Annotated in this window: 23 protein-coding genes; 14 read left to right on the top strand and 9 right to left on the bottom strand. The window is 37.6% G+C overall.

Annotated features, from left to right (window positions below; translation table 11 throughout):
* Window position 1: 1 nt before the first annotated feature.
* Genes V7D82_RS00870 through hemA form a run of 3 tightly spaced genes read right to left on the bottom strand, consistent with a single transcriptional unit; the run spans window position 2 to window position 2,915 of the window.
* The gene (locus V7D82_RS00870) at window positions 2-670 is read right to left on the bottom strand and encodes a uroporphyrinogen-III synthase (protein WP_333599078.1); all 669 of its coding nucleotides are present in this window, start codon (window positions 668-670) and stop codon (window positions 2-4) included.
* 2 nt (window positions 671-672) lie between these two features.
* The gene (gene hemC, locus V7D82_RS00865; RefSeq protein ID WP_333599077.1) at window positions 673-1,608 is read right to left on the bottom strand and encodes a hydroxymethylbilane synthase; all 936 of its coding nucleotides are present in this window, start codon (window positions 1,606-1,608) and stop codon (window positions 673-675) included.
* Between the two features lie 47 nt (window positions 1,609-1,655).
* Window positions 1,656-2,915 (bottom strand): glutamyl-tRNA reductase, encoded by a 1,260-nt coding sequence (gene hemA, locus V7D82_RS00860; protein ID WP_333599076.1) that lies wholly within the window; start codon window positions 2,913-2,915, stop codon window positions 1,656-1,658.
* A 228-nt stretch (window positions 2,916-3,143) separates the two neighbouring features.
* Between hemA and V7D82_RS00855 the strand changes: the two genes are divergently transcribed.
* The 6 genes from V7D82_RS00855 (at window position 3,144) to V7D82_RS00830 (ending at window position 9,576) form a co-directional block, all read left to right on the top strand.
* The gene (locus V7D82_RS00855; RefSeq protein WP_333599075.1) at window positions 3,144-4,019 is read left to right on the top strand and encodes a helix-turn-helix domain-containing protein; all 876 of its coding nucleotides are present in this window, start codon (window positions 3,144-3,146) and stop codon (window positions 4,017-4,019) included.
* Between the two features lie 44 nt (window positions 4,020-4,063).
* Window positions 4,064-5,077: a ferrochelatase gene (hemH, locus tag V7D82_RS00850; protein WP_333599074.1), complete on the top strand. Its 1,014-nt coding sequence runs from the start codon at window positions 4,064-4,066 to the stop codon at window positions 5,075-5,077.
* A 6-nt stretch (window positions 5,078-5,083) separates the two neighbouring features.
* A complete protein-coding gene (locus tag V7D82_RS00845) occupies window positions 5,084-5,623 on the top strand; it encodes a CopD family protein (RefSeq protein ID WP_333599073.1) in 540 nt (179 codons plus the stop codon).
* Window positions 5,624-5,699: 76 nt separating this feature from the next.
* Window positions 5,700-7,169 (top strand): sensor histidine kinase, encoded by a 1,470-nt coding sequence (locus V7D82_RS00840; RefSeq protein ID WP_442902374.1) that lies wholly within the window; start codon window positions 5,700-5,702, stop codon window positions 7,167-7,169.
* Window positions 7,170-7,180: 11 nt separating this feature from the next.
* The gene (locus V7D82_RS00835) at window positions 7,181-7,963 is read left to right on the top strand and encodes an enoyl-CoA hydratase/isomerase family protein (RefSeq protein ID WP_333599072.1); all 783 of its coding nucleotides are present in this window, start codon (window positions 7,181-7,183) and stop codon (window positions 7,961-7,963) included.
* Window positions 7,964-8,025: 62 nt separating this feature from the next.
* On the top strand, window positions 8,026-9,576 hold the full coding sequence (locus V7D82_RS00830) for a hypothetical protein (protein ID WP_333599071.1): 1,551 nt from the start codon (window positions 8,026-8,028) through the stop codon (window positions 9,574-9,576).
* A gap of 32 nt (window positions 9,577-9,608) precedes the next feature.
* On the opposite strand, the gene V7D82_RS00825 is transcribed toward V7D82_RS00830, so the two are convergent.
* The 3 genes from V7D82_RS00825 to V7D82_RS00815 are packed head-to-tail and all read right to left on the bottom strand — an operon-like array spanning window position 9,609 to window position 12,032.
* Window positions 9,609-10,253 carry an HD domain-containing protein gene (locus V7D82_RS00825; RefSeq protein ID WP_333599070.1) on the bottom strand — a complete coding sequence of 215 codons (645 nt, stop codon included), beginning with the start codon at window positions 10,251-10,253 and terminating at the stop codon, window positions 9,609-9,611.
* Between the two features lie 50 nt (window positions 10,254-10,303).
* On the bottom strand, window positions 10,304-11,293 hold the full coding sequence (locus tag V7D82_RS00820; protein ID WP_333599069.1) for an acyl-ACP desaturase: 990 nt from the start codon (window positions 11,291-11,293) through the stop codon (window positions 10,304-10,306).
* Window positions 11,294-11,297: 4 nt separating this feature from the next.
* A complete protein-coding gene (locus V7D82_RS00815; RefSeq protein WP_333599068.1) occupies window positions 11,298-12,032 on the bottom strand; it encodes a lysophospholipid acyltransferase family protein in 735 nt (244 codons plus the stop codon).
* A 246-nt stretch (window positions 12,033-12,278) separates the two neighbouring features.
* Here V7D82_RS00815 and recA point away from each other — a divergent pair, with 246 nt between their 5' ends.
* From recA to V7D82_RS00795, 4 genes are all read left to right on the top strand, one after another.
* The gene (recA, locus tag V7D82_RS00810) at window positions 12,279-13,283 is read left to right on the top strand and encodes a recombinase RecA (RefSeq protein ID WP_333599067.1); all 1,005 of its coding nucleotides are present in this window, start codon (window positions 12,279-12,281) and stop codon (window positions 13,281-13,283) included.
* A 90-nt stretch (window positions 13,284-13,373) separates the two neighbouring features.
* On the top strand, window positions 13,374-13,787 hold the full coding sequence (locus tag V7D82_RS00805; RefSeq protein WP_333599066.1) for a hypothetical protein: 414 nt from the start codon (window positions 13,374-13,376) through the stop codon (window positions 13,785-13,787).
* A 20-nt stretch (window positions 13,788-13,807) separates the two neighbouring features.
* Window positions 13,808-14,359 carry an RNA polymerase sigma factor gene (locus V7D82_RS00800; RefSeq protein ID WP_333599065.1) on the top strand — a complete coding sequence of 184 codons (552 nt, stop codon included), beginning with the start codon at window positions 13,808-13,810 and terminating at the stop codon, window positions 14,357-14,359.
* Window positions 14,356-15,879, top strand: coding sequence for a hypothetical protein (locus V7D82_RS00795; RefSeq protein ID WP_333599064.1), 1,524 nt, complete (start codon window positions 14,356-14,358; stop codon window positions 15,877-15,879). Before V7D82_RS00800 ends, V7D82_RS00795 begins: the two co-directional genes overlap by 4 nt.
* An 85-nt stretch (window positions 15,880-15,964) precedes the next feature.
* Here the strand turns inward: V7D82_RS00795 and V7D82_RS00790 are convergent, their stop codons facing one another.
* Window positions 15,965-16,705, bottom strand: coding sequence for a lysophospholipid acyltransferase family protein (locus V7D82_RS00790; protein ID WP_333599063.1), 741 nt, complete (start codon window positions 16,703-16,705; stop codon window positions 15,965-15,967).
* 73 nt (window positions 16,706-16,778) lie between these two features.
* On the opposite strand from V7D82_RS00790, the gene trpS reads away from it, so the two are divergent.
* Together trpS and V7D82_RS00780 are read left to right on the top strand one after the other, a co-directional pair.
* Window positions 16,779-17,756: a tryptophan--tRNA ligase gene (gene trpS, locus V7D82_RS00785; RefSeq protein WP_333599062.1), complete on the top strand. Its 978-nt coding sequence runs from the start codon at window positions 16,779-16,781 to the stop codon at window positions 17,754-17,756.
* Between the two features lie 31 nt (window positions 17,757-17,787).
* Window positions 17,788-18,198 (top strand): hypothetical protein, encoded by a 411-nt coding sequence (locus tag V7D82_RS00780; protein ID WP_333599061.1) that lies wholly within the window; start codon window positions 17,788-17,790, stop codon window positions 18,196-18,198.
* A 59-nt stretch (window positions 18,199-18,257) separates the two neighbouring features.
* On the opposite strand, the gene V7D82_RS00775 is transcribed toward V7D82_RS00780, so the two are convergent.
* Window positions 18,258-19,481, bottom strand: coding sequence for a hypothetical protein (locus V7D82_RS00775; RefSeq protein WP_333599060.1), 1,224 nt, complete (start codon window positions 19,479-19,481; stop codon window positions 18,258-18,260).
* A gap of 48 nt (window positions 19,482-19,529) precedes the next feature.
* Window positions 19,530-20,633, bottom strand: a complete 1,104-nt coding sequence (dprA, locus tag V7D82_RS00770; RefSeq protein ID WP_333599059.1) for a DNA-processing protein DprA — start codon at window positions 20,631-20,633, stop codon at window positions 19,530-19,532.
* Between the two features lie 101 nt (window positions 20,634-20,734).
* Here dprA and V7D82_RS00765 point away from each other — a divergent pair, with 101 nt between their 5' ends.
* A complete protein-coding gene (locus tag V7D82_RS00765) occupies window positions 20,735-21,679 on the top strand; it encodes an SPOR domain-containing protein (protein WP_333599058.1) in 945 nt (314 codons plus the stop codon).
* Between the two features lie 60 nt (window positions 21,680-21,739).
* The gene (locus tag V7D82_RS00760; protein ID WP_333599057.1) at window positions 21,740-22,249 is read left to right on the top strand and encodes an acyl-CoA thioesterase; all 510 of its coding nucleotides are present in this window, start codon (window positions 21,740-21,742) and stop codon (window positions 22,247-22,249) included.
* Window positions 22,250-22,251: the final 2 nt, after the last annotated feature.

Here is a 22,251-nt window from a genome sequence, read left to right as displayed (position 1 = left end):
TTTAATTTTTAAAATATTCTATACATTTCATAATGGTGCTTTCCACCGTGGGTTGGTTAGCGATGATAATATTGGGCGTTGCGTATTTCAAAGCTTCTGCTGTGGTGTTGCCAATACAAAAGCAAATTTCATCTTCAATTCGGTTTTCCTGCAAATAACTTTCGGCTCCTGACGGACTGAAAAACAACACACCGTTCGGTTCAAAATCAATTTTATGTGGCGTCAGATGTGTTTCATAAACTTGGATTTCCTCCCAGTTAATTTCAACTAATGTCATGGCATCGGGTAAAATATCGCGACGCAGATTTCCGCTGAAAAAAGTGAAACTGTTTTTCAAATAATTGTTACAGATAATGGAGGCTAGCTCGGCCGCATAATCAGAATGAGCTTCGATTTCAAAACCGTTTTGTTCTAACATGGCTTTGGTTTTGCTTCCCACAGAGAAACATTTTTTGGTTTTAATTTCGTTACTTTTACTATTATTGAGAACACTTTCTACAGCGTTTTTACTGGTAAAAATCAAGTATTCCTTTATGTTATCAACTTTAAAATCTTTGTTTTGAATGGCAATAAAATCATTGTCAACTACAGAAAAATTCGCCTTCAACAAGGTTTGCTTTTGGGAGTCCGAAAGCTTTTTGGTTGCTACTATGCGAATTTGATTTTCCATCCTTAGTTGGTATTCGGTTTGAGTTGTTTCCTAAGTTCAATCATGATTTGATTTCCGCCGTTTTCAAGAATTTCCTGAGCGGCATGAAACCCTAATTTTTTCCACTCTTTTATCGGAACCACTTTATCAACTTCCAGTTTTTGCTTTCCGTCTAAGGATAATAAAGTTCCTTTAAATACTATTACATCTTCTTGCTCATTGTATTTTGCTAAAGCGCCAATTGGCGCAGTACAACCGCCTTCCAGGGTTCTTAAAAATTGTCTTTCTATATAGGTGCAAATCTCGGTTTCGATATCATTCAATTGGGAAACAGCATCCATAGTGAAATTGTCATTCCCCATCGCTACCACTACCATCGCGCCTTGTGCCGGTGCCGGAATCATCCAATCTAAATCGATAAACGTCTCCGGTTTTAAATTGATTCTTTCCAATCCTGCGGCAGCAAAAACAGCTCCGCTCCAATCATTATCCTGCAGCTTTTGCATGCGGGTATTGACGTTGCCACGTAAATCAACTACGGTATGATTTGGGTATTTATTTAACCACTGCGCCTGACGACGCAAGCTTCCGGTGGCAATCGTTCCGGTTTCGTTTAGAAAATCGAGGTTGCCTTTGTGCACCAAAATATCCAACACATTGGCTCTTTCTAAAACGGCTGCTTGTACTATGCCAATTGGCAAAGCGGTTGGCACATCTTTCATCGAGTGTACGGCAATATCCACTTGCCCATTGATCATGGCGATGTCTAAGGTTTTGGTGAAAATTCCGGTGATACCCAATTCGTATAAAGGTTTATCGAGTAGGATATCGCCTTGCGATTTTACGGCAACAATTTCGGTTTTATACCCTAAATCGTTGAGTTTTTTTTGAACGGTGTAGGCCTGCCAAAGTGCGAGTTCGCTGTCGCGAGTTCCTATACGTATGGTTTTTTCAGTCACTTTGTTGCTTATTTATTTTATGCGAAAGTCGCCAAAAATGGCGACCACTAAAAGAATGATTTCTCCTGATCTAATTGGAATACTTTTTCAATCCATTCGATACCTTCGTCCATAGAATCACCATCTTTTAAATGGTTTACGAAGTGATTGGTGATTTTTTGGATGATGCGGTTGCTGATTAATTCGGCTTGCTCTTCGTCGAAATTGGACAGTTTTTTACGTTGCACATTTAACTCTCCTTCTTTAATGGAATTCAGTTTTTCTTTTAAGGCCTGAATGGTTGGTGCAAATTTTCGGTTTTTGGCCCAAGCCATAAACTCTTCTTTGATTTCTTCAATAATAGCTTCCGCAGCCGGAATGTGAAGTTTACGGTTTTCCAACGTTTCATCTGTGATTTGAGAAAGATGGTCTAAGTGAATCAGAGTTACTCCTTCTATCTCTTGCACATTTTCGTTTACATTTTTCGGAATGGATAAATCTAAAATCAGCAATGGTTTTTTCAAGTTTAAAATCGTTTTGTCAATCGTTGGGTTTTGAGCCCCAGTAGCGACAACCACTACATCTGCTTTTTGCAATTCTACTTGCAAATCGGCGTAATCTTTTACTACTAAATCCAATTTTTGGCCTAATTTTTCGGCTTTGTCTTTGGTGCGGTTGATTAACGTAATTTGCTCGTGTTTGGTATGTTTAACTAGGTTTTCACAAGTGTTTCTGCCAATTTTTCCGGTGCCGAAAAGCAGGATGTTTTTATTGGCAATGTCTTCCACGTTTCTAATAATGTATTGCACGGAAGCAAAAGAAACCGAAGTAGCCCCGGAAGAAATCTCGGTATCAGTTTTGATTTTTTTGCTGGCCTGAATAACGGAGTTCACCAATCTTTCCATGAATGAATTCACTAAACCATTGGCTTTGCTTTCAACAAAGGCTATTTTGATTTGACTAATGATTTCAAAATCGCCTAAAATCTGGCTGTCTAGACCGGTTCCTACCCGGAACATATGGTTGATGGCTTCCTGATTTTTATAGATGTAAGCTACTTCCTGAAATTCAGGAACGGAGCCTTGGCTGTTTTCGCAAAGTAATTTGATTAACTCGTAAGGGTGGTTGGCGAAACCATATATTTCGGTTCGGTTACAGGTTGAAGTAACGATTAACGCTTCAATTCCTTCTGCTTCGGCTTGCATCAACAACGTTGCTTTCGCTTTAGCATCCAAACTGAACTTTCCTCTGATTTCAGCATCTGCTTTTTTGTAACTTAATCCAACGGCGTAAAAAGAGGTGTGTTTCGACATATTAAAATTTTCCATAAACTACTTTCCTTAAAAAGTTCAACAAAAATATTACTATACAATTTATAAAAGTAACGCTGTAGGGACTTTTTGTGTCGCTGTGAGATATTTTGTTGAGCAAATACCTTTTTAGCGTTATTTATTATAAATTTGCAATGAAATCAAGTCTTCACAAATTCTTTATATAGACTCATTCTAAATAATAATTTTACTTGCTTTCAAAATCATATACGAAAAAATATCGCTATGGGTTCTCAGGAAATAATAACAATTGAAAATGATTTCACCCTCATTCGCTTTCAAAACGATGAAAATGAAAACTTTCACGTGAAAAAGCACATCCAGCAAGGGCTTATCCAGTTTCACTTTGGCATTAAAGGCAAAGCTAAATTTGTCTTCAATCAGGGAAATTATGCGTTGGATTTGAAAGAAGAGAAGTCATTGTTATTTTACAACCCACAAAAAGAATTGCCTTTGGATTTGGAATTGGCTCCTAATTCCTGGGTAATTTCTGTGATTATTTCCATCCAAAAGTTCCATTCCTTGTTTACCAATCAGTCGGATCATATTCCGTTTTTGAGTCCGGAAAACAACGATAAAAAATATTATAAAGAAGAAAATATCAGTCCATCGATGGCGATTGTGCTGAGTCAGATGTTTCATTACACGCTAAATCCTTCCATCAAAAACTTGTATTATAAAGGCAAAGGGTACGAATTATTAAGTTTGTATTTTAATCGAAATGAAGATCCAAATGCAGAGCAATGTCCGTTCCTTATTGATGAAGATAATGTCATGAAAATCAAAAAAGCCAAAGAAATTATTATCGCCAACATGACGGAACCACCCGGTTTACAAGAATTGGCAGATGAAATCGGCTTGAATCTGAAAAAACTAAAAATGGGTTTCAAACAGATTTATGGCGACACCGTGTATGGCTTTCTTTTCGATTATAAAATGGATTATGCCCGACAGTTGTTAGATTCCGGTTCCTATAATGTGAATGAGGTGGGATTGAAAATCGGTTACAGCACCGGAAGTCATTTTATTGCAGCGTTCAAAAAGAAATTTGCCACCACACCCAAAAAATATCTAATGTCCATAAATCAAAATACACTATAACATCAATCTCGTATATGCGAGTATCACCAAAATAAAATTGCCAAATGAAAGGAGTATTATTAGTCAATCTCGGTTCGCCCGAAAGCCCAACCCCAAAAGATGTAAAGCCTTATTTAGATGAATTTTTAATGGATAAATACGTGATTGACGTACCATTTTTATTGCGGGCCTTGCTAGTTCGCGGTATTATTTTACAAACCCGACCAAAAAAATCGGCCGAAGCTTATGAAAAAATATGGACATCCGAAGGCTCTCCCTTAGTAGTGATTTCCAAAAAAATGCATCAAAAAGTGGAGAAACTAGTGGATGTTCCCGTGGCTTTAGCGATGCGTTACGGCTCGATGACCATTCAAAAAGGATTGCAGGAGTTGAAAGATAAAGGTGTAACTGAAGTCCTGCTATTGGCTTTGTATCCGCAATATGCCATGGCGTCAACGACTACGATTTGGGCTTTGGCAGACGAATTGCAAAGGTCGCATTTCCCCGAAATGATCATTACCAAAGTGCCTGCCTTTTACAACAAACCCGATTTCATCAAAGCCTTAGCCAATTCGATTAAAAAACATTTGGAAGGAATTGACTACGACCATTTATTATTTTCGTATCACGGCATTCCGAAACGGCATATCCGCAAAACCGATGTAACCAAATCGCATTGTACCATTGATGGTAAATGTTGTGTAACGGCTTCGCCTGCGCATGAATTTTGTTACCGCCATCAATGTTATGAAACTACAAAACAAGTGGTAGCATTATTGGGAATTCCTGAAGGCAAATACAGCCAAACCTTCCAATCGCGCTTGGCTGGTGACAAATGGTTAACGCCATATACCGATGTTGAAATCAACAACATGCCCGAAAAAGGAATTAAGAAATTGGCAGTTGTTACCCCGGCTTTCGTTTCAGATTGTTTGGAAACCTTGGAAGAAATAGCCATGCGTGCCAACGAAGACTTCAAAGAACATGGCGGCGAGGATTTTTTTGCAGTGCCGTGTTTGAACGATGAAGACGAATGGTGTCAAGTCGTTGCGAATTGGATTAAGGATTGGGCTAAATAAATTTTTATGGAATTCTATAACTACATAAAATCATTACATCTCATCTTTGTCATCACCTGGTTTGCGGGCTTATTCTATATTGTGCGCTTGTTTGTGTACCAAATTGAAGCCAATGACAAACCTTCGCCAGAGAAAGAAATTCTGCAAAAACAATACAAAATCATGACCTATCGTTTGTGGTACATCATCACCTGGCCGAGTGCGGTTTTGGCAACAATTTTTGCGGTGTGGCTTTTGTGTTTAATGCCGGCTTGGTTGCAAATGCCCTGGATGCATGTCAAACTTGGCTTTGTTTTTGTTTTGTATTTATACCATGTAAAGTGTCATCAAATTTATAGGCAGTTGCAAAACGACGAATTCAAATACACATCAAATTTCATGCGATTGTGGAATGAAGGAGCGACAATTATCCTGTTTGCAGTGGTTTTTTTAGTAATTTTAAAAAATGCTTTCAACTGGATTTATGGCGTAATCGGAATCGTTTTATTTTCCGTTTTGATAATGCTCGGCTTTAAATTTTACAAACGAATAAGAGAAAGAAAATAGTTCTCAGTCTCCGTCTCGGTTTACAGAAAAATATCTGAATACTGCCACGGAACACTGCGACGGAACACGGAACACTATGCTCAACGGTTTCAAAATGTCAATGCTGTCACTCCGAATCAGGATTTTCCTGTCGATGATTATATTGATTGTGATTGCATCCGTTTTGATGGCTTCCATTTCGATTATTCAGTTTAAAAACGAAGCCAAAGAATACCACCAAGAGCGCTTAGATCGGAAAGAGAATGCCATAAAAGAACACATCAACTATGTGCTTTCCACCACAACCTATCCGCTAACCCAAGCCAATTTGCCTTTGATTTTCAAAGATAAAATTCACGAATTGGCCGACATTCACAACGTGGACATTAACATTTATTCGCTAAACGGGAAATTGCTGAAATCTTCCAAAGCCACCTTCTCAGTAGATAAAGTAGCCCCGCCCATTCCGAAATATGTTATCAATTTGGTGGAGTCTTCCGTTGAAAAAAGATACATTGACATTAAAAATGTAAACGGTGTTAAAAACCGTTCTTCCTATAGTCAAATCAAAGATGATAAGTTCAAACCGCTAGGCATTCTGAATATTCCCTATGTAGAAGACGATGGCTTTTATGAAAATGAATTGCAGCAGTTTTTATTGCGGTTGAGTCAAGTGTATTCTTTTATGTTGATTGTGGCCTTTGCCTTAGCGTATTTCCTTTCGACGTATATTACCAAATCCTTAAAAACCATTTCGGATAAAATCAACGAAACGAGTCTGAATCAAAAAAACGAAAAAATCGTTATTGAAGCCAACAGTAAAGAAATCAATTTGCTGATTAAAGCGTACAATGGTATGGTGGATAAATTGGAAGAGAGTGCGGCGAAATTAGCACAAGGAGAAAGAGAACAGGCTTGGCGCGAAATGGCGAAACAAGTGGCTCACGAAATCAAAAATCCGCTGACACCCATGCGTTTGACGGTACAAAGTTTCCAGCGAAAATTTGATGCCAATGATCCCGAATTGAAACAAAAACTGAACGATTATTCCAAAACACTGATTCAGCAAATTGACACGATGAGCGCAGTGGCTTCGGCCTTTTCTAACTTTGCATCGATGCCCGCACAACAAAATGAAACGCTCAATGTGGTGCAGGTGGTGGAATTGGCGTTGGATATTTTCAATGAAGATTTTATCGTTTTTGAAAGCAATAAAGAATACGTTATTACCAAACTTGACCGAACCCAATTGATTCGAATCATTACCAATTTAGTCAAAAATGCCATCCAATCCATTCCGGAAGAACAGGAAGAAAAATCGATTTTAGTTTCCGTACAGGAAATTGAAGACAATGTAATCATCTCGGTAAAAGACAACGGTATTGGCATTGAACCCGAACATACCGAACATGTTTTTGAACCTAAATTTACCACCAAAACCAGCGGTATGGGATTGGGATTAGGAATTATCAAAAACATTATCGAAAATTACAAAGGAACTATTACTTTTGAAACAGAACTGGGAAAAGGCTCCACTTTTATTGTGTCGCTTCCTATTGTTAAATAAAACTACTCATTATGAACTTCGAAAACATACTCGTTGCTGTTGACAACGGCATTGGACAAATCACTATCAATCGTCCTTCAAAACTGAATGCGCTGAATGTAGCTACTATTCAGGAATTACATAACGCTTTGGAAAGTCTTGATGCTAATGAAGCCATCAGAGCCATCATCGTTACTGGTGAAGGTGAAAAAGCTTTTGTGGCCGGTGCCGATATTTCGGAATTTGCTCATTTTTCAATAGAAGAAGGCGCACAAATGGCAGCTCAGGGACATGAGTTATTATTTGACTTTGTCGAAAACTTAAAAACACCAGTAATAGCTGCCGTTAATGGGTTTGCCCTTGGTGGCGGATTAGAATTGGCCATGGCCTGTCATTTCCGAATTGCTTCCGATAATGCCAAAATGGGTTTGCCAGAAGTCTCGCTTGGCATCATCCCCGGCTATGGCGGAACACAACGCTTACCACAACTCATAGGCAAAGGGCGTGCTATGGAAATGATTATGACTGCCGGAATGATTAGTGCCGAAGAAGCTTTCAGAGCCGGATTGGTAAATCACGTAGTGCCGCAAACTGAACTTTTATCTTTTACAAAATCATTGGCGCAACGCATTATGAAAAATTCTCCTGTGGCCATTGGCAAAGCCATAAAAGCCATCAATGCCAACTTCAAAGACGGCGTAAACGGCTATGAAACCGAAATCAGAAACTTTGGCAAATGCTTTGGCACCGAAGATTTTAAAGAAGGAACCACTGCTTTTTTGGAAAAAAGAAAAGCCGATTTTAAAGGAAAATAATTTTCTTCTCTTTTAAAAGTTTTCCTATATTCGGCTCAACAATAAAAAACAACCAAAATCAAATGAAAAAAATTCTACTGGGCATAGTATTCACTATGCTTTCCTGGCAGTCCTTTGCCCAAGACATTCCGTTCAACATCCAAAAAAGTGATGTATTTAAAGATGAATACAAACATTCCACTATTGTTTTAGCCGAAAATGACGGCAATGGCGGTGTAATCATTATTCGCTCCTACCAAGGCGGTATGTTTTCTTCGGGAGTTGGGTATTATTTTGAGCACTATGATGCCAGTTTAAAACTCATCAAAGAATACGACTATTCGATGAAGTATTCCGATGTTGAAAGACAAAGTTCGGTTTTGGGATTAATCATGAACGGACAAAATATAAACATCGTTGATTTTCTTTATAACAGAGATCAAAAAGCTTATATCTGTTCGGCTATAACGGCTAATATTGCCGATTTTAATTTTACCAAAAAAGAATTATTCCGATTGAGTAGCGACGAAATAAAACAGTTCAGTTTCTTCAGTTCTTTCAGTGGATTTGATGGGGATTCCGGCGCTTCTATGATTATTAATGAAGACAAAACAGCCTTTGCCATTACCATTGACATCAAAGACAAAACAACCGAAACCCACAAAATATTTTTGTATGACAACAAACTGAATCAAAAATTTGAGCACGTATTCAAACGCGACATCAAAGACAGAAAGTTCCGATACGAAAACATTGATGTATCCAAAGACGGAAGTGCTTTGTATTTATTAGGAAAAGTATATACCGATGAGAAAAAGAAGAAAAAAGAAGGCGGAAAATACCAATATGAATTAACCCGAATTACAAAAGACAGCGAGAAAACACAGGTTTTTGACACTGATGAGCATTTCGCAGCCTCCTTAAAAACAATCGTTTTCACGGATAGATTAACCTGTATTGGATTTTATTCCGATAGAAATGACAGTCGCTTCAAAGGCATCAGCTATTTCGAATTGGATCCGGTGACTCTTGACATCCGAAAATCAAAATTCAATCCGTTTACAGAGCAATTCATGATTGACAAATACGGAAAAGACAAAGACAAAGAATTAAAAAACCTGTCGTTCAGAAGAATCATTGTAACCGCTAACAATGAAATTGTTTTCAATGCAGAAGAATTTTACATCATAACCAATTATGTTTCGACGCCACAAGGAAGTTACACCACAACGACTTATCATTATGATGACATCGTGAGTGCCAGAATAAGCACTGCCGGAGACATTGTTTGGGCAAGAAATATTAACAAACGTCAGGCTACTGGTGGCGATGATTCGTATATCTCTTATACCTCAACAGCAAAAGGTGGCGATGCTTACTTCTTTATTAATACCGGGGAGAAAGTGAAAAAACTGAGCAATGACCGAATTCAATTTGGGCAAACCAGCACTAAGCATTCCAATTTAAACATTATCAGAATCAAACAAAACGGTGATTTTGATTACCAGGAAATTCTGGATGATAAAGACAACGAAGTGCCGTTTATGGTATCTAACGGAGTCTTATCCGACAACTCTGTTTTCTTCATTGGCCGAAAGGGAAAGAAAAAACAATTGCTGAAAGTAACTTTATAACAACAAAAAAGAGAACCTATAGGTTCTCTTTTTTATTTCTCTCCATCCCATTCGGCATAAAACCGCGAGAGGAAATTTTCCATATACTGATGTCGTTCCAGAGCTATTTTCTTGCCGGTTTCGGTATTCATTTTATCCTTTAGCAACAATAGTTTTTCATAAAAATGATTCAGCGTTGGCGACTCAGAATTCTTGTATTCTTCTTTACTCATAGTAAGATTTGGGGAAATAGCCGGATTGTACAACGGTCGGTTTTTAAAGCCTCCATAGTTAAATGTTCTTGCTATTCCTATAGCGCCAAGAGCATCCAATCTATCAGCATCCTGAACGATTTCCAATTCTTTGGAATGGAACTTCTTTTCAAAATTGCCGCCTTTAAATGAAATGTTTTCGATGATGTTTATCACATGAACAATCGTTGGCTCCTCAACCTTTTCTTTTTCTAAAAAAGCGCGTGCCGTTTTGGGACCAACACTTTCATCGCCATCGTGAAATTTGCTGTCCGCAATATCATGCAGCAAAGCGCCTAGTTTGACAACGGTCAAATCACATTCCTCACCTTGTGCAATGAGTAATGCATTTTTATACACGCGTTCTATGTGAAACCAATCGTGACCTCCTTCGGCGTTTTCGAGTTGTTGCTTTACAAATAATATAGTGTTATCTATTGCTGACATCTGTTTTTGAATTTAAAAAATCCTTTCTTTGGGAAAGGATTTTGATTTTATTATCTAGCTAGTGCGGGTTCAACCCACTTGAAGATTTTTGTTTCCTCGGGCAATACCAATCTCTCGGAAACTTTAGCCATACGGGCTGGTAATTTCATCAAATAGTCACGCGCTTTTTCAGCTTCGGCGGTAAGGTTGCCAATCTTATCGATTTCCCATTTTTCAATCAGTTTCTGCATAATATCTACATAATCGGCAGCGGTATAAACGCCTATTTTTTGAGCCGAATTGGAAAACTCCTCAAAAGCAGTGCTTATTTTTTCTCCGGATTCTCTTAAGAAAACGGCAGGCATAACGATTTTGTTTTTCATCATATCGTGAAAAGCCATCATCATCTGACTCGGATCCACTTTAAAAATCTGATTTACGAATTCGCTGTATGCATGATGGTGACGCATTTCGTCTCCCGCAATCATTTTACACATTTTCGATAGTTTTTTATCGCCATACTGTTTGGCAATTTGCGACACCCGATTGTGTGAAATATAAGTCGCCAATTCCTGAAAACTGGTATACACAAAATTCTTGTACGGATCACGGCCCGTTCCGATATCAAACCCATCGGTTATCAAATGTTGTGTCGTCATTTCAACTTCGCGCATGTTCACACGCCCTGATAAGTATAAGTATTTATTCAATAAATCGCCATGACGGTTTTCTTCGCCCGTCCATTGACGCACCCATTTAGACCACCCATTTCTTTCTACATTGTCAATCCCCTCTACATCCATTAACCAGGATTCGTAGGTTGGTAAAGCTTCTTCGGTTATGGTGTCTCCTACTAAAACCACCCAAAAATCATACGGTAAATCTTTGGCAATTTCTCTCAGCTCTCTTACTTCTTCAAAGAAATTTTCGTTTTCTGAATTGGGTAAAAAGTCTGAGGGTTGCCATATTTGTTCTACCGGAATCAAAAACTGATCGACAAAACCGTCAACCTTTTTTTCCAGAAACTGCATGACTTCTAGTCTTATATTTTTTTGTGGCATTTTTTTACTTTTTAATTGATTGCACAATCGCTTGCTCTGTTTTCTCCATCAATTCTTCAAACGAAAACGCTTTTACAGCCAATGGTTCGTGAATTATGAATTGCAAACGATTTCCTAAACCCATGGGAAAGGCTCCAAATTTAACCATTTTCCACGAATTATTAATGGTAATTGGCACAACATAAGCAGATGGGGCGTATTTACATAAGATTTTTAAACCACTTTGGGCAAATTCTTTGGGTTTCCCGTCTTTGCTTCTGGTGCCTTCCGGAAAAATTACAGCTGATCGTTTATGCTTTTCTATGTATTCAGACATTCCTTTTATTAGTGGGATGGCTTGTTTTGGATCTTTTCTGTCAATAAGAATGGAACCACCATGTCTCAAGTTATAAGAGACACTGGGAATGCCTTTTCCTAATTCTTTTTTGCTGACAAATTTGGCGTGAAATCGGCGTAAATACCAAATAATACCAACAATATCATATAAACTCTGGTGATTGGCCACAAAGATAATCGGAGCACCATCCGGAATTAGTTCCCGGTTTTCAAACGTATAGGTTGTACCTAAAATATTGGTGCATTTGGTCAGGCAAAAATTGAGATAATCCACACTTTTTTTGTGTGCCTGATAGCCAAAAACATTGAAGCAAACCCACTGAATAGGATGAAAAATGACCAATGTCAATCCGAAACACAGGTAATATATAATTGAAATGGGATACGAGATAAGTTTTTCCATAACGTAAAAATAGAGAGCAAAAATAAGCAAAAATCAAGGGATGAAATATAAAACTGGGATAAAAAACACATCAAAAATTTAACAAAACATACACTTTTTCTATACCTCTTTGCCATCAAACCTACTTACCTTTAAAGGTGTTATATCAATATCCTGACCGTTACTATAATTTGTTCAAAACTCCTATAATTTGTATCCTATACCATCGAAAAAAGCATTATTTTTATGCCACTAAATTTTTTAAAAATGAGTTCAGAAAAAGAAGCAAAATTAAAAGCATTACAATTAACCCTAGATAAATTAGACAAAGCCTACGGCAAAGGAACCGTAATGAAAATGGGCGATAAAGCTGTAGAAGAAGTAGAAGTTATTCCTTCGGGCTCGCTTGGTTTAGATTTAGCCTTAGGGGTAAACGGTTATCCAAAAGGAAGAGTTATCGAAATATACGGCCCGGAATCATCCGGTAAAACTACTTTAACATTGCACGCCATCGCCGAAGCTCAAAAAGCGGGAGGTATTGCTGCTTTCATTGATGCAGAGCATGCGTTTGACAGAAACTATGCGGAGAAATTGGGTGTAGATATTGAAAACTTAATTATCTCGCAACCGGATAACGGGGAGCAAGCATTAGAAATTGCCGAAAACCTAATCCGTTCAGGCGCTATTGACATTGTGGTTATTGACTCGGTAGCAGCCTTAACCCCAAAAAGTGAAATTGAAGGCGAAATGGGAGATTCTAAAATGGGATTGCACGCTCGTTTGATGTCGCAGGCCTTAAGAAAACTAACCGGAACCATCAGCAAAACCAACTGTACGGTTTTCTTCATCAACCAGTTGAGAGAAAAAATCGGTGTGATGTTTGGAAATCCGGAAACAACAACCGGAGGAAATGCTTTGAAATTCTATGCTTCGGTTCGTTTGGATATCCGTCGTTCGTCACAAATTAAAGATGGCGAAAATGTTATTGGAAACCGAACCAAAGTAAAAGTGGTGAAAAACAAAGTAGCGCCGCCATTTAAAACTGCCGAATTCGACATCATGTATGGAGAAGGTGTTTCAAAAACAGGGGAAATTCTTGACTTAGCCGTTGAATTTGAAATCATCAAAAAAGCAGGTTCCTGGTTTAGTTATGGCGATACCAAATTAGGACAGGGAAGAGATGCTGTGAAAGTCTTAATCAAAGACAATCCGGAATTGGCCGATGAATTGGAACAAAAAATAAAAGAACTCATCAAAGAGAACAATGCTTAACACTTAAAACCCGAAAATTTTCGGGTTTTTTTATTACCTTAACGCAACCATACGCTCAAAAAAACATCTAACAGTAAATAGATTACCATTATGAAAAAAATAATCCCTCTTTTAGCGTTGTTTTTTATTTTCAATTCCTGTAACACCGAGGATAGTGGGCCGCGTTACCAATTAGAATTTTTACCTATTGAAAGTGTGGACATTCCTGCAGAGTTTACATTGGGTCAAACTTATCCTATAACAGTACGATTTAACAGACCCACTACTTGTTACCATTTCAACAATCTGTATTATGAAAAAAATTTGAATATCAGAACCATTGCTGTTGAAAGTGCTGTACTTCAAAGCAATGACTGTCAGAGTTTAAGTGGTGCCGATGCCGTTGATGAATACACTTTTAACTTTTATGTAACCAGTAACGGTTCCTATATTTTTAAATTTTATCAAGGAAAAGACGATACCGGGAATGACATTTTTTTACAATATGAAGTGCCCGTGAATTAATAACAATCAATTTTTGAAAATTGGATTTAAAACAACTCATAAATGATTGCAAAAACAACAATAGAAAAGCACAAGAACAGTTGTACCGGTTATACTCCACAAAACTGTTTGCTGTATGCTTAAAATATTCGCGCAATTATACTGAGGCACAAGACAATTTACAAGATGGGTTTTTAATCATATTTAATAAAATAGACCAGTTTTCGTTTAAAGGCTCGTTTGATGGTTGGCTGAAACGAATCATGATTAACAATGTTTTACAACAATACCGAAACCAAACCTTTTTAAGTTTGGTCAATGAGGAGGTAGAAGCGGATTATGAAATTGAACTGGATGATGAGAATATCTCCTTGGAGTATCTGTTAAAGATTATTCAGGAATTACCGGACCGCTATAGATTGGTATTCAATCTCTATGTTTTAGACGGTTTTTCGCATCAGGAAATTGCGGAAATGCTTTCCATTAACATTGGAACCTCAAAGTCAAATTTGGCTAGAGCCAAAATGATTTTAAAAGAAAAAATTGAACACTATAAAAACAACGAAAACAAAACTTTTCCTTCTGCAAAATGAGTGAAAGAAAAAATATAGAAAGGCTTTTTCAGGAAAAATTCAAAGATTTCGAGGTGGATCCCTCGGAAGATATTTGGGTCAATATTGAAACAAAGCTCGATGAAAAGAAAAAAAGAAGGGTTATCCCTTTTTGGTGGAAATTCTCCGGGGTTGCGGCTGTACTCCTGATTGGATTTTGGATTGCCAAATCGAGTTTCCAATCTAGCATAGTGCCCAAAAATGCTATTGTGATTGATGCCAATTCAGTCCAGCCAGCAAAAGCAACCAATATTATTACATCGGGAGACCCATTGAAAAATACGCTACCTGTTTCGAATGCTTCCCAAAAGGCAGTTACAGTAATTAACAAATCCGCTACTGTCGAAAAAAGTAGCATTTCTGAAGGGAAAAACAAAAATACAGTCAATGTAAATTCCTTCCGAAAAGCTGTAGTCGAAAATAAAACTGCTTCTCATCGCTCTTTGAAAAACAAACGGAATGCTGATAAAAACAGCATCCCGGCAACCGGAACTCTTTTGGAAGAAAGAACAAATCCAGTAGCTGAAAACCATAAAAAAACGAACAACTCCGTTCCGGAAAATAAACTTGTTTCTACCGAAAACAACAACAGCACTTCAAACAATAAAAATCTATCACAAAACACCAAAACTATAAATCTTGATGATTTAAAAGGGGCACCTAATGCAGACTCAAAAATTGTAACAACAGAAAAGAAAGTTAACGACACTACCAAAATTGCCAGTGTTGCTACGAATGCGTTGGAAGAATTGCTTAATGAAAAAGAAAGCAAAGAAAAACAGCAATCTAAAGAAAACAGATGGCAAATCACCTCAAATGTTGCCCCTGTTTTCTTAGGTTCTGTTACTAATGGTTCCCCGATTGACCCCATGTTTGAAGACAATACCAAGGAGTATAAAACAACCGTAAGTTTTGGTGTAGGCGTGAGCTATGCCTTAAATGATAAATTATCCCTTCGTGCCGGAATTAATAAAATGGCGGTAGATTATAATACCAATGGCATTGTTTTCTTTGCCGATTTAGAAAATCCGGGGATTGCCAATATCAGCCCATCAGCCAATGGTAAAGCCATTAGAATCGAAAATGCAACTACCGAAAATGCCGGTTTATTGCCTTTTGAAAATGCCTTTGTACACAAAAACAAAGGGTATATCAATCAGAAATTTGGCTATTACGAAGTGCCTTTGGAATTGAGTTATGCCGTCATAAACAAACGTTTTGGCTTTAAAATCATCAGCGGAATAAGCACCTTCTTCCTCAATGAAAACAGCATTTCTGTCATCTCTAACAGCATGAGTACTGATTTAGGAAAAGCAAACAACCTCAATGAGGTGCATTTCAGCACCAACTTAGGTTTAGGCATAAAATATGGTTTTTGGAAATCTTTTGAATTCAATGTAGAACCAACCGTCAAATATCAATTGAATACATTTAGCGATAATGCCGGTAACTTCAAACCTTACCTTTTTGGAGTTTACAGTGGCATTAGCTATAAATTTTAGTTTGTTGATGCTTTAAAATTAGTTAAGTGGTGTTATTGCTTTCGAGTAATAACGGAAAAGAGTTCCGAAATTTGGGACTCTTTTTTTATGAATTATAGACCTGTAATTGTTTTAAAATAACGTTTCGGACTTCTGCTTTTACCATTTTTTTGTATTCCGGTTTCTGATTTTTGGTGTCAAAGAAATGATGAATAGTCACGCGCATCTGTCCCGGACTTCCACTGAAAAACGTATAGGAAAATCGCTTTTTATTATCCGCGAAAGTAATGGGCACTATCGGAATTTGATGCTCAACCGCCAAGCGAAAAGCGCCGTCTTTGAACTCATCCAACACTACGGATTCATCATCCGGAACACCACCTTCGGGAAAAATACAAATGCTTAATCCCTGATTTAATCGTTTTTGAGCTCTTTCAAAAACCGCCATACGGCTCTTGGCACTTCCTCTATCCACCAAAATACAAGTTCGTTTATAGAAAAATCCAAATAGCGGAATCTTGGCTAATTCCTTTTTGCCAACAAAAACAAACGGATTTTTAACCACCGAAAGCATCAGCATAATATCGGTCATTGAAGTATGGTTGGAAACAAACATATAGCTTTTCTTTTCCTGAATTTCCTCTTCTGCTTCCACCTTCACCTGGAAACCCATACCAAACAAAATGAATTTGGCCCAAATTCTGGCCATCACAAAAAAGTAAGGATACCATTTTTCGGAAAGTATTGAAATAAAAAGAAACGGAAACATAACGATTATGGGAATCGCCATCAAAATGTAAAACCAAATGCGATAAAGGGTCCAAAAAACAATTTTCAATGCGCTCATGTTGTCAAATGTAATGAAAGGTATGCAATTTTTAATACAAAGGTTTAACTTTGCGATTAGAAAAAAGTTGAACATGTCTAAAATATTAACCGGAATTCAAAGTACAGGAACGCCTCATTTAGGAAATTTATTGGGCGCTATTTTACCTGCCATTGAACTATCAAAAGACCCAAAAAACGAATCGTTTCTTTTCATTGCCGATCTGCATTCGATTACCCAAATAAAAAATGGCGACGAACTTCGTCAAAATACTTACAGCACGGCTTCCGTTTGGCTGGCCTGTGGATTGGATGTAAACAAAGTGATTTTTTACCGTCAAAGTGATGTGCCGCAAACCGCAGAATTGTCATGGTATTTGAGTTGTTTTTTCCCTTTTCAAAGATTGACATTGGCGCATTCTTTCAAGGACAAAGCCGACAGACTGGAAGATGTTAACGCCGGTTTGTTTTCTTATCCCATGCTAATGGCGGCGGATATTCTTTTGTATGATGCGCAATTCGTTCCGGTGGGGAAAGACCAAATGCAACACATTGAGATTACTCGTGACGTGGCTTCACGCTTCAATCATCAAATGGGAGAAACCTTTGTCATTCCGGAAGGAAAAGTGCAGGAAGAAACCATGTATGTTCCCGGAACCGATGGTTTTAAAATGAGTAAATCCCGTGGCAACATCATCAATATTTTCTTGGATGATAAAGCTTTACGCAAGCAAATCATGAGCATCGAAACCGACAGTACGCCATTGGAAGAACCCAAAAACCCGGATACCTGTAAAGTTTTTGGCATCTATAAATTGGTGGCCAATGCCGAGCAAATTGCCGCTATGAAAATCAAATATGTCAATGCCAACCGCGATTTTGGTTATGGTCATGCCAAACAAGCTTTGTTTGAACTGATTACAGAAAAATTCAAAACGGAAAGAGAGAAATACAATTATTATATGAATAATCAGGCCGAAGTAGATGCTTTGTTGAAACAAGGCGCTGAAAAAGCAGGTAGTATTGCTAATACTGTCTTAAAAAAAGTTAGAGAAAAATTGGGATTTGAATAAAATTTATACATTTGATAAAAATCTGATTCTTATGAAAAATTCTGTTTTGATTGTTTTGGTGTCTCTTTTTTCATTTTCTGCTTTTGCCCAAGACCTTAAATATACTGAAGAAAAAAACCCGGAAACGAGTAAATTACTGGCCAAAGTTCATGCGATTAATGCCTATGGTTTTAAAAATCATTTGATAAAAACATTCGTAATAAACAATGATTTAGGCTATACCAAAAACGAAGAACCAACTGGTGCCAAACAATGTTTATATATTTCTGATACCGAATTTGGCAAAGAAACAACTACAAAATTGTATAAGGTTGCCGATTTGTACAATATGGAAGTGGTTGGAGTAGTTGAAGTCGATAGTGGCTATGAAATAACCCTTGACTACGGATTGAACGAGGATCGTATAGAAGACGCTTTTATTCTTAAAATTGCTAAAAAATAATCTTTAATCAGATTCCAAATAGTAAAGGCAAAGGACCACTGGTTTTTTGCCTTTTTTGTTTAATTGATTTTCAGAACTCCGTTTTTCAAAGCAATCGAAGCATCTTTCACAAAGCGATAATCGGTCTTTAAGATTTCTTTTGTTGATGGAATTAATTCGCTAAAACGATACTCAACTACCGAATGATTTCTGATAAAGAGATGCTTGCTGTTGGTTTGAAAAGTGGCCAATTTTTTTCCCAGATAAATATTAAAAACAGACTTCGCATCCGTTTCTCTTTTGGTGACTTCAAGCGTCTTTCCCGCCTTGATATAATACGCCGCTTTTGGAAGTTTTATAGTATCAAAAACCGTGGCATTTTCCAAAAGAATCATATCTAAATTGGTATTGTTTTTGACTTTTATGAAATTGTTGCTTTCGCCCTGCGGCAGGCTTTGATAAAACGTTTCAAAAGGATTTTGCCCTGTTTTTACAGTATCTATACTTGTCAATTGCTTAATTTCCTCTTTTTTATAATCCGCTAAAAAAACGAAGAAACTGTCAATTTGAAATTTCATCTGAGTGTAATACCGATCTATTTTTCTAGGTTCCGATTTGTATTGGGTCTCGGTGTCATAATCAACCGGATCATAGCGATGTCTTTGTTTTATGGCACTGATAAAGAAACTCAATCTAACTAAAACCAAAAGAGTTACCACACCATAAATTAAATATTGTTTTGTGCTTTTGGAAAAAAACGGACTGCTTACCGCCGCGGGTGCATATTTGGTTTTATCAATCAAGCTTGATAAATCATAATCTAGCGCTTTGTAATTGTTAACCGCAATGAATGCCTTTCCAACCAAGTCCGAACCGGAGTCCTGATGGTAAATCGCTTCCAACTTTTCTAAAACACTCTTTAGTTTTTCTTCGGTTTCCGGAGTTTTTAAATGATTCAAAAACACATAAAAATCAACTTCTTTAACATATAAAATTTTCGAAAAATCACCATAAGGGGGTGTCAACGCTATATTGATTTTTTCCAATTTATCAATCGCTTTTTGAGTCAGTTCGGCAAGAAATATATCTGGAAAAAAGTCCTTGGCTTCCGCAAGTTTACTAATCACTTTGAAGTTGTTGGCTTCTAAATTTTGATAAAAAAACAACTCTAGTTCTTCTGCCTCTGGGTGTAGTTCTTTAGTGGCATTTACCTGCGCCTCAATTTGAATTAAATCAGCATCGGTTATGCTTTTAATTTTTGAGCGGTTGGATTTTATATAATCTAATAATGCCGTTACTGTCATTTGCTGCAAAGTAGTATAAAACAAATGTAAAATATAATTTGGTTAAAATTAAACTGCCTCAAATAATTTTCCGGGCAAAGGTCTGACTACGCCTTTGAGTTCCATGTTTAAAAGGATGGAGGAAATTTTAAAAATAGGAAAATCACACTCCAAGGCTATCATATCCAATACTTGCTTTCCATTTTTTTGAAGGTAATCGTAAACTCTTTGTTCTTCATAATCTAACGAAACAAACAATTGTTTTTGTACCGGTTTGGCGGCTTTGGTTTCCAATTCCCAATTTAAAATATAGACCAAATCAGCCGCCGAAGTCAACAAACTGGCACGTTGTGTTTTAATCAAATCATTGCAGCCCTGACTGTATTTATCCGAAGTCCTACCCGGTACGGCAAATACATCCCGATTGTAATCATTGGCTGCGTTGGCCGTGATTAGGGAGCCCCCTTTTTCGGCACTTTCGATAACGATAGTAGCTTCGCTCATGCCGGCCACAATGCGGTTGCGACGAACGAAATTCTCTTTATCCGGATTGGAATGACTCCAGAATTCGGTTAGAAAACCACCGTTTTGCTCCATTTTGGCCACGTATTTTTTATGTGTTTTGGGATAAATTTGGTTTAAGCCATGCGCCAAAACGCCAATGGTTTGTAGCTTATTTTCCATAGCCGCTTGGTGGGCCACAATGTCAACGCCATAAGCAAACCCGCTAACGATTATCGGATTGAAAACAGCCAAATCTTCTATCAGTTTTTTACAAAATTCGGTGCCATAAGCAGTGATTTGTCGGGTGCCTACTATGCTAATCATTTTTCGGTTTTCAAAATTCATCTCTCCGGAAGCAAAGAGTAAGACCGGTCCGTCAATGCAGTGTTTTAATCGGTCTGGGTAAGCTTCATTTTGATAGGACAAGACGTTTATCTTTTCTTTCTCAAGAAAGCGCAATTCCTGTTCGGCTTTTTCAAAAATCGACTTATCTCTTAATTTCTTGAGCAACACTTCACCAATACCATCAATTCCTTTGAGCTGCGACGCTTTGGCTTTAAATACATTTTCACCTGAACCACAATGATTTAATAGTTTTTTGGCCACGATATCGCCAACACCATCAACGCGTAACAATGCTAAAATGTGAAAAAGCTCGGTAGTATTCATATCACTAAAGTACTACAAAAAAATTTATTTTTCTTAGGGATTGTTAATAAAATTTGTGGATAATTTTTTGATACTACTATTGTTTCTCTAAATTTGTTAACATGAAGATTGAACCATACATTTCCCAATTATTATATCGTTATCAATGTGTTACCGTTCCCGGATTTGGTGCTTTTCTGACCGAATTCCAGTCGGCACAGCTGGATGAAAACGCTCATTCGTTTTATCCTCCCAAGAAGTTGATTTCTTTCAATCCATTTCTCAAAAACAATGACGGATTGTTGGCTAATCATTTGGCGCAAGCCGAAAAAATATCGTATGAGATTGCTGTAAATGCCATTCAAAACGAAGTGTCACACTGGAAAACCAAAATTCAGGAATTCGGGCATTTCTCTATCAAAAACATTGGCGAGTTTTCTTTGAATACCGAAAAAAACATCGTGTTTGTACCGGCCGATCAAATCAATTATTTGAAAGAATCCTTTGGTTTGAGTTCGTTTGTTTCGCCTTCTGTAAAACGCGAAGTGTATAAAGAAGTCGTTGAAACTCTGGAAGAAAAAGCACCGATAGCTTTCACTCCCGAGAGAAGAAGAAGTTACAAAGCGTTGAAATATGCGGCAATTGTAGTGGTTTCATTAGGCTTGACCGGTGCATTAGGATACAAATTGTATGATAACTATCTAACACAAGTTGAACAACAAACGCTTGTCGTACAATCCAATGTACAGAAAAAAATAAACCAAAAAATTCAGGAAGCCACTTTCTTTATTGAAAATCCGTTGCCTTCTGTAACCTTGACCGTTCCCAATCAAAAAACACCTTACCATGTGGTGGCTGGTGCTTTCCGATTGGAATCAAACGCAGAGCATGCTTATCAAGCGCTGATAAAATTAGGCTTTAAAGCCAAAAGATTACCGGCTAACAACCATGGATTGTTTCCAGTGCTCTACGGAAGCTACTCGTCTTATGGAGAAGCCCGGGAAGCCATGAAAAGCATTCAAAAACTAGACAACAAAGATGCCTGGTTATTGATACAGGAATTATAAAATTGTCCCGAGAAATCGGGATTTTTTGTTTTCAGTAATTACCTTTGCCAAAAACTTGTTATGACTCCGAAACATCCTTCCGAATCGTTTACTATTTTAACGGATTTAGTTTTACCCAGCGAAACCAATCCGTTGAACAATCTCTTTGGTGGTGAATTACTGGCCCGAATGGACCGAGCTGCCAGCATTGCCGCCCGAAGACATTCGCGCAGAATTACCGTAACGGCTTCTGTTAATCACGTGGCGTTTAACCGTGCTATTCCTTTGGGAAGTGTGGTTACTGTTGAGGCCAAAGTCTCCCGCGCTTTTAATTCTTCGATGGAGATTTTTTTAGATGTTTGGATTGAAGACCGAGAATCCGGAAATCGAACCAAGGCGAATGAAGCCATCTATACTTTTGTGGCAGTAGATGAAACCGGAAACCCGGTAACAGTGCCGCAAATTGAACCGGAAACGGAATTGGAAAAATCAAGATTTGATGCTGCATTAAGACGAAAACAACTGAGCTTAGTCTTGGCCGGAAAAATGAATCCACACGATGCTACTGAACTGAAAGCATTATTTTTATAACT

This window comes from Flavobacterium sp. (assembly GCF_036741995.1).
Classification (GTDB): Bacteria; Bacteroidota; Bacteroidia; order Flavobacteriales; family Flavobacteriaceae; genus Flavobacterium.
Note: the sequence above shows the minus strand (reverse complement) of the source record. Positions and strands in the feature narration are given on the sequence as shown.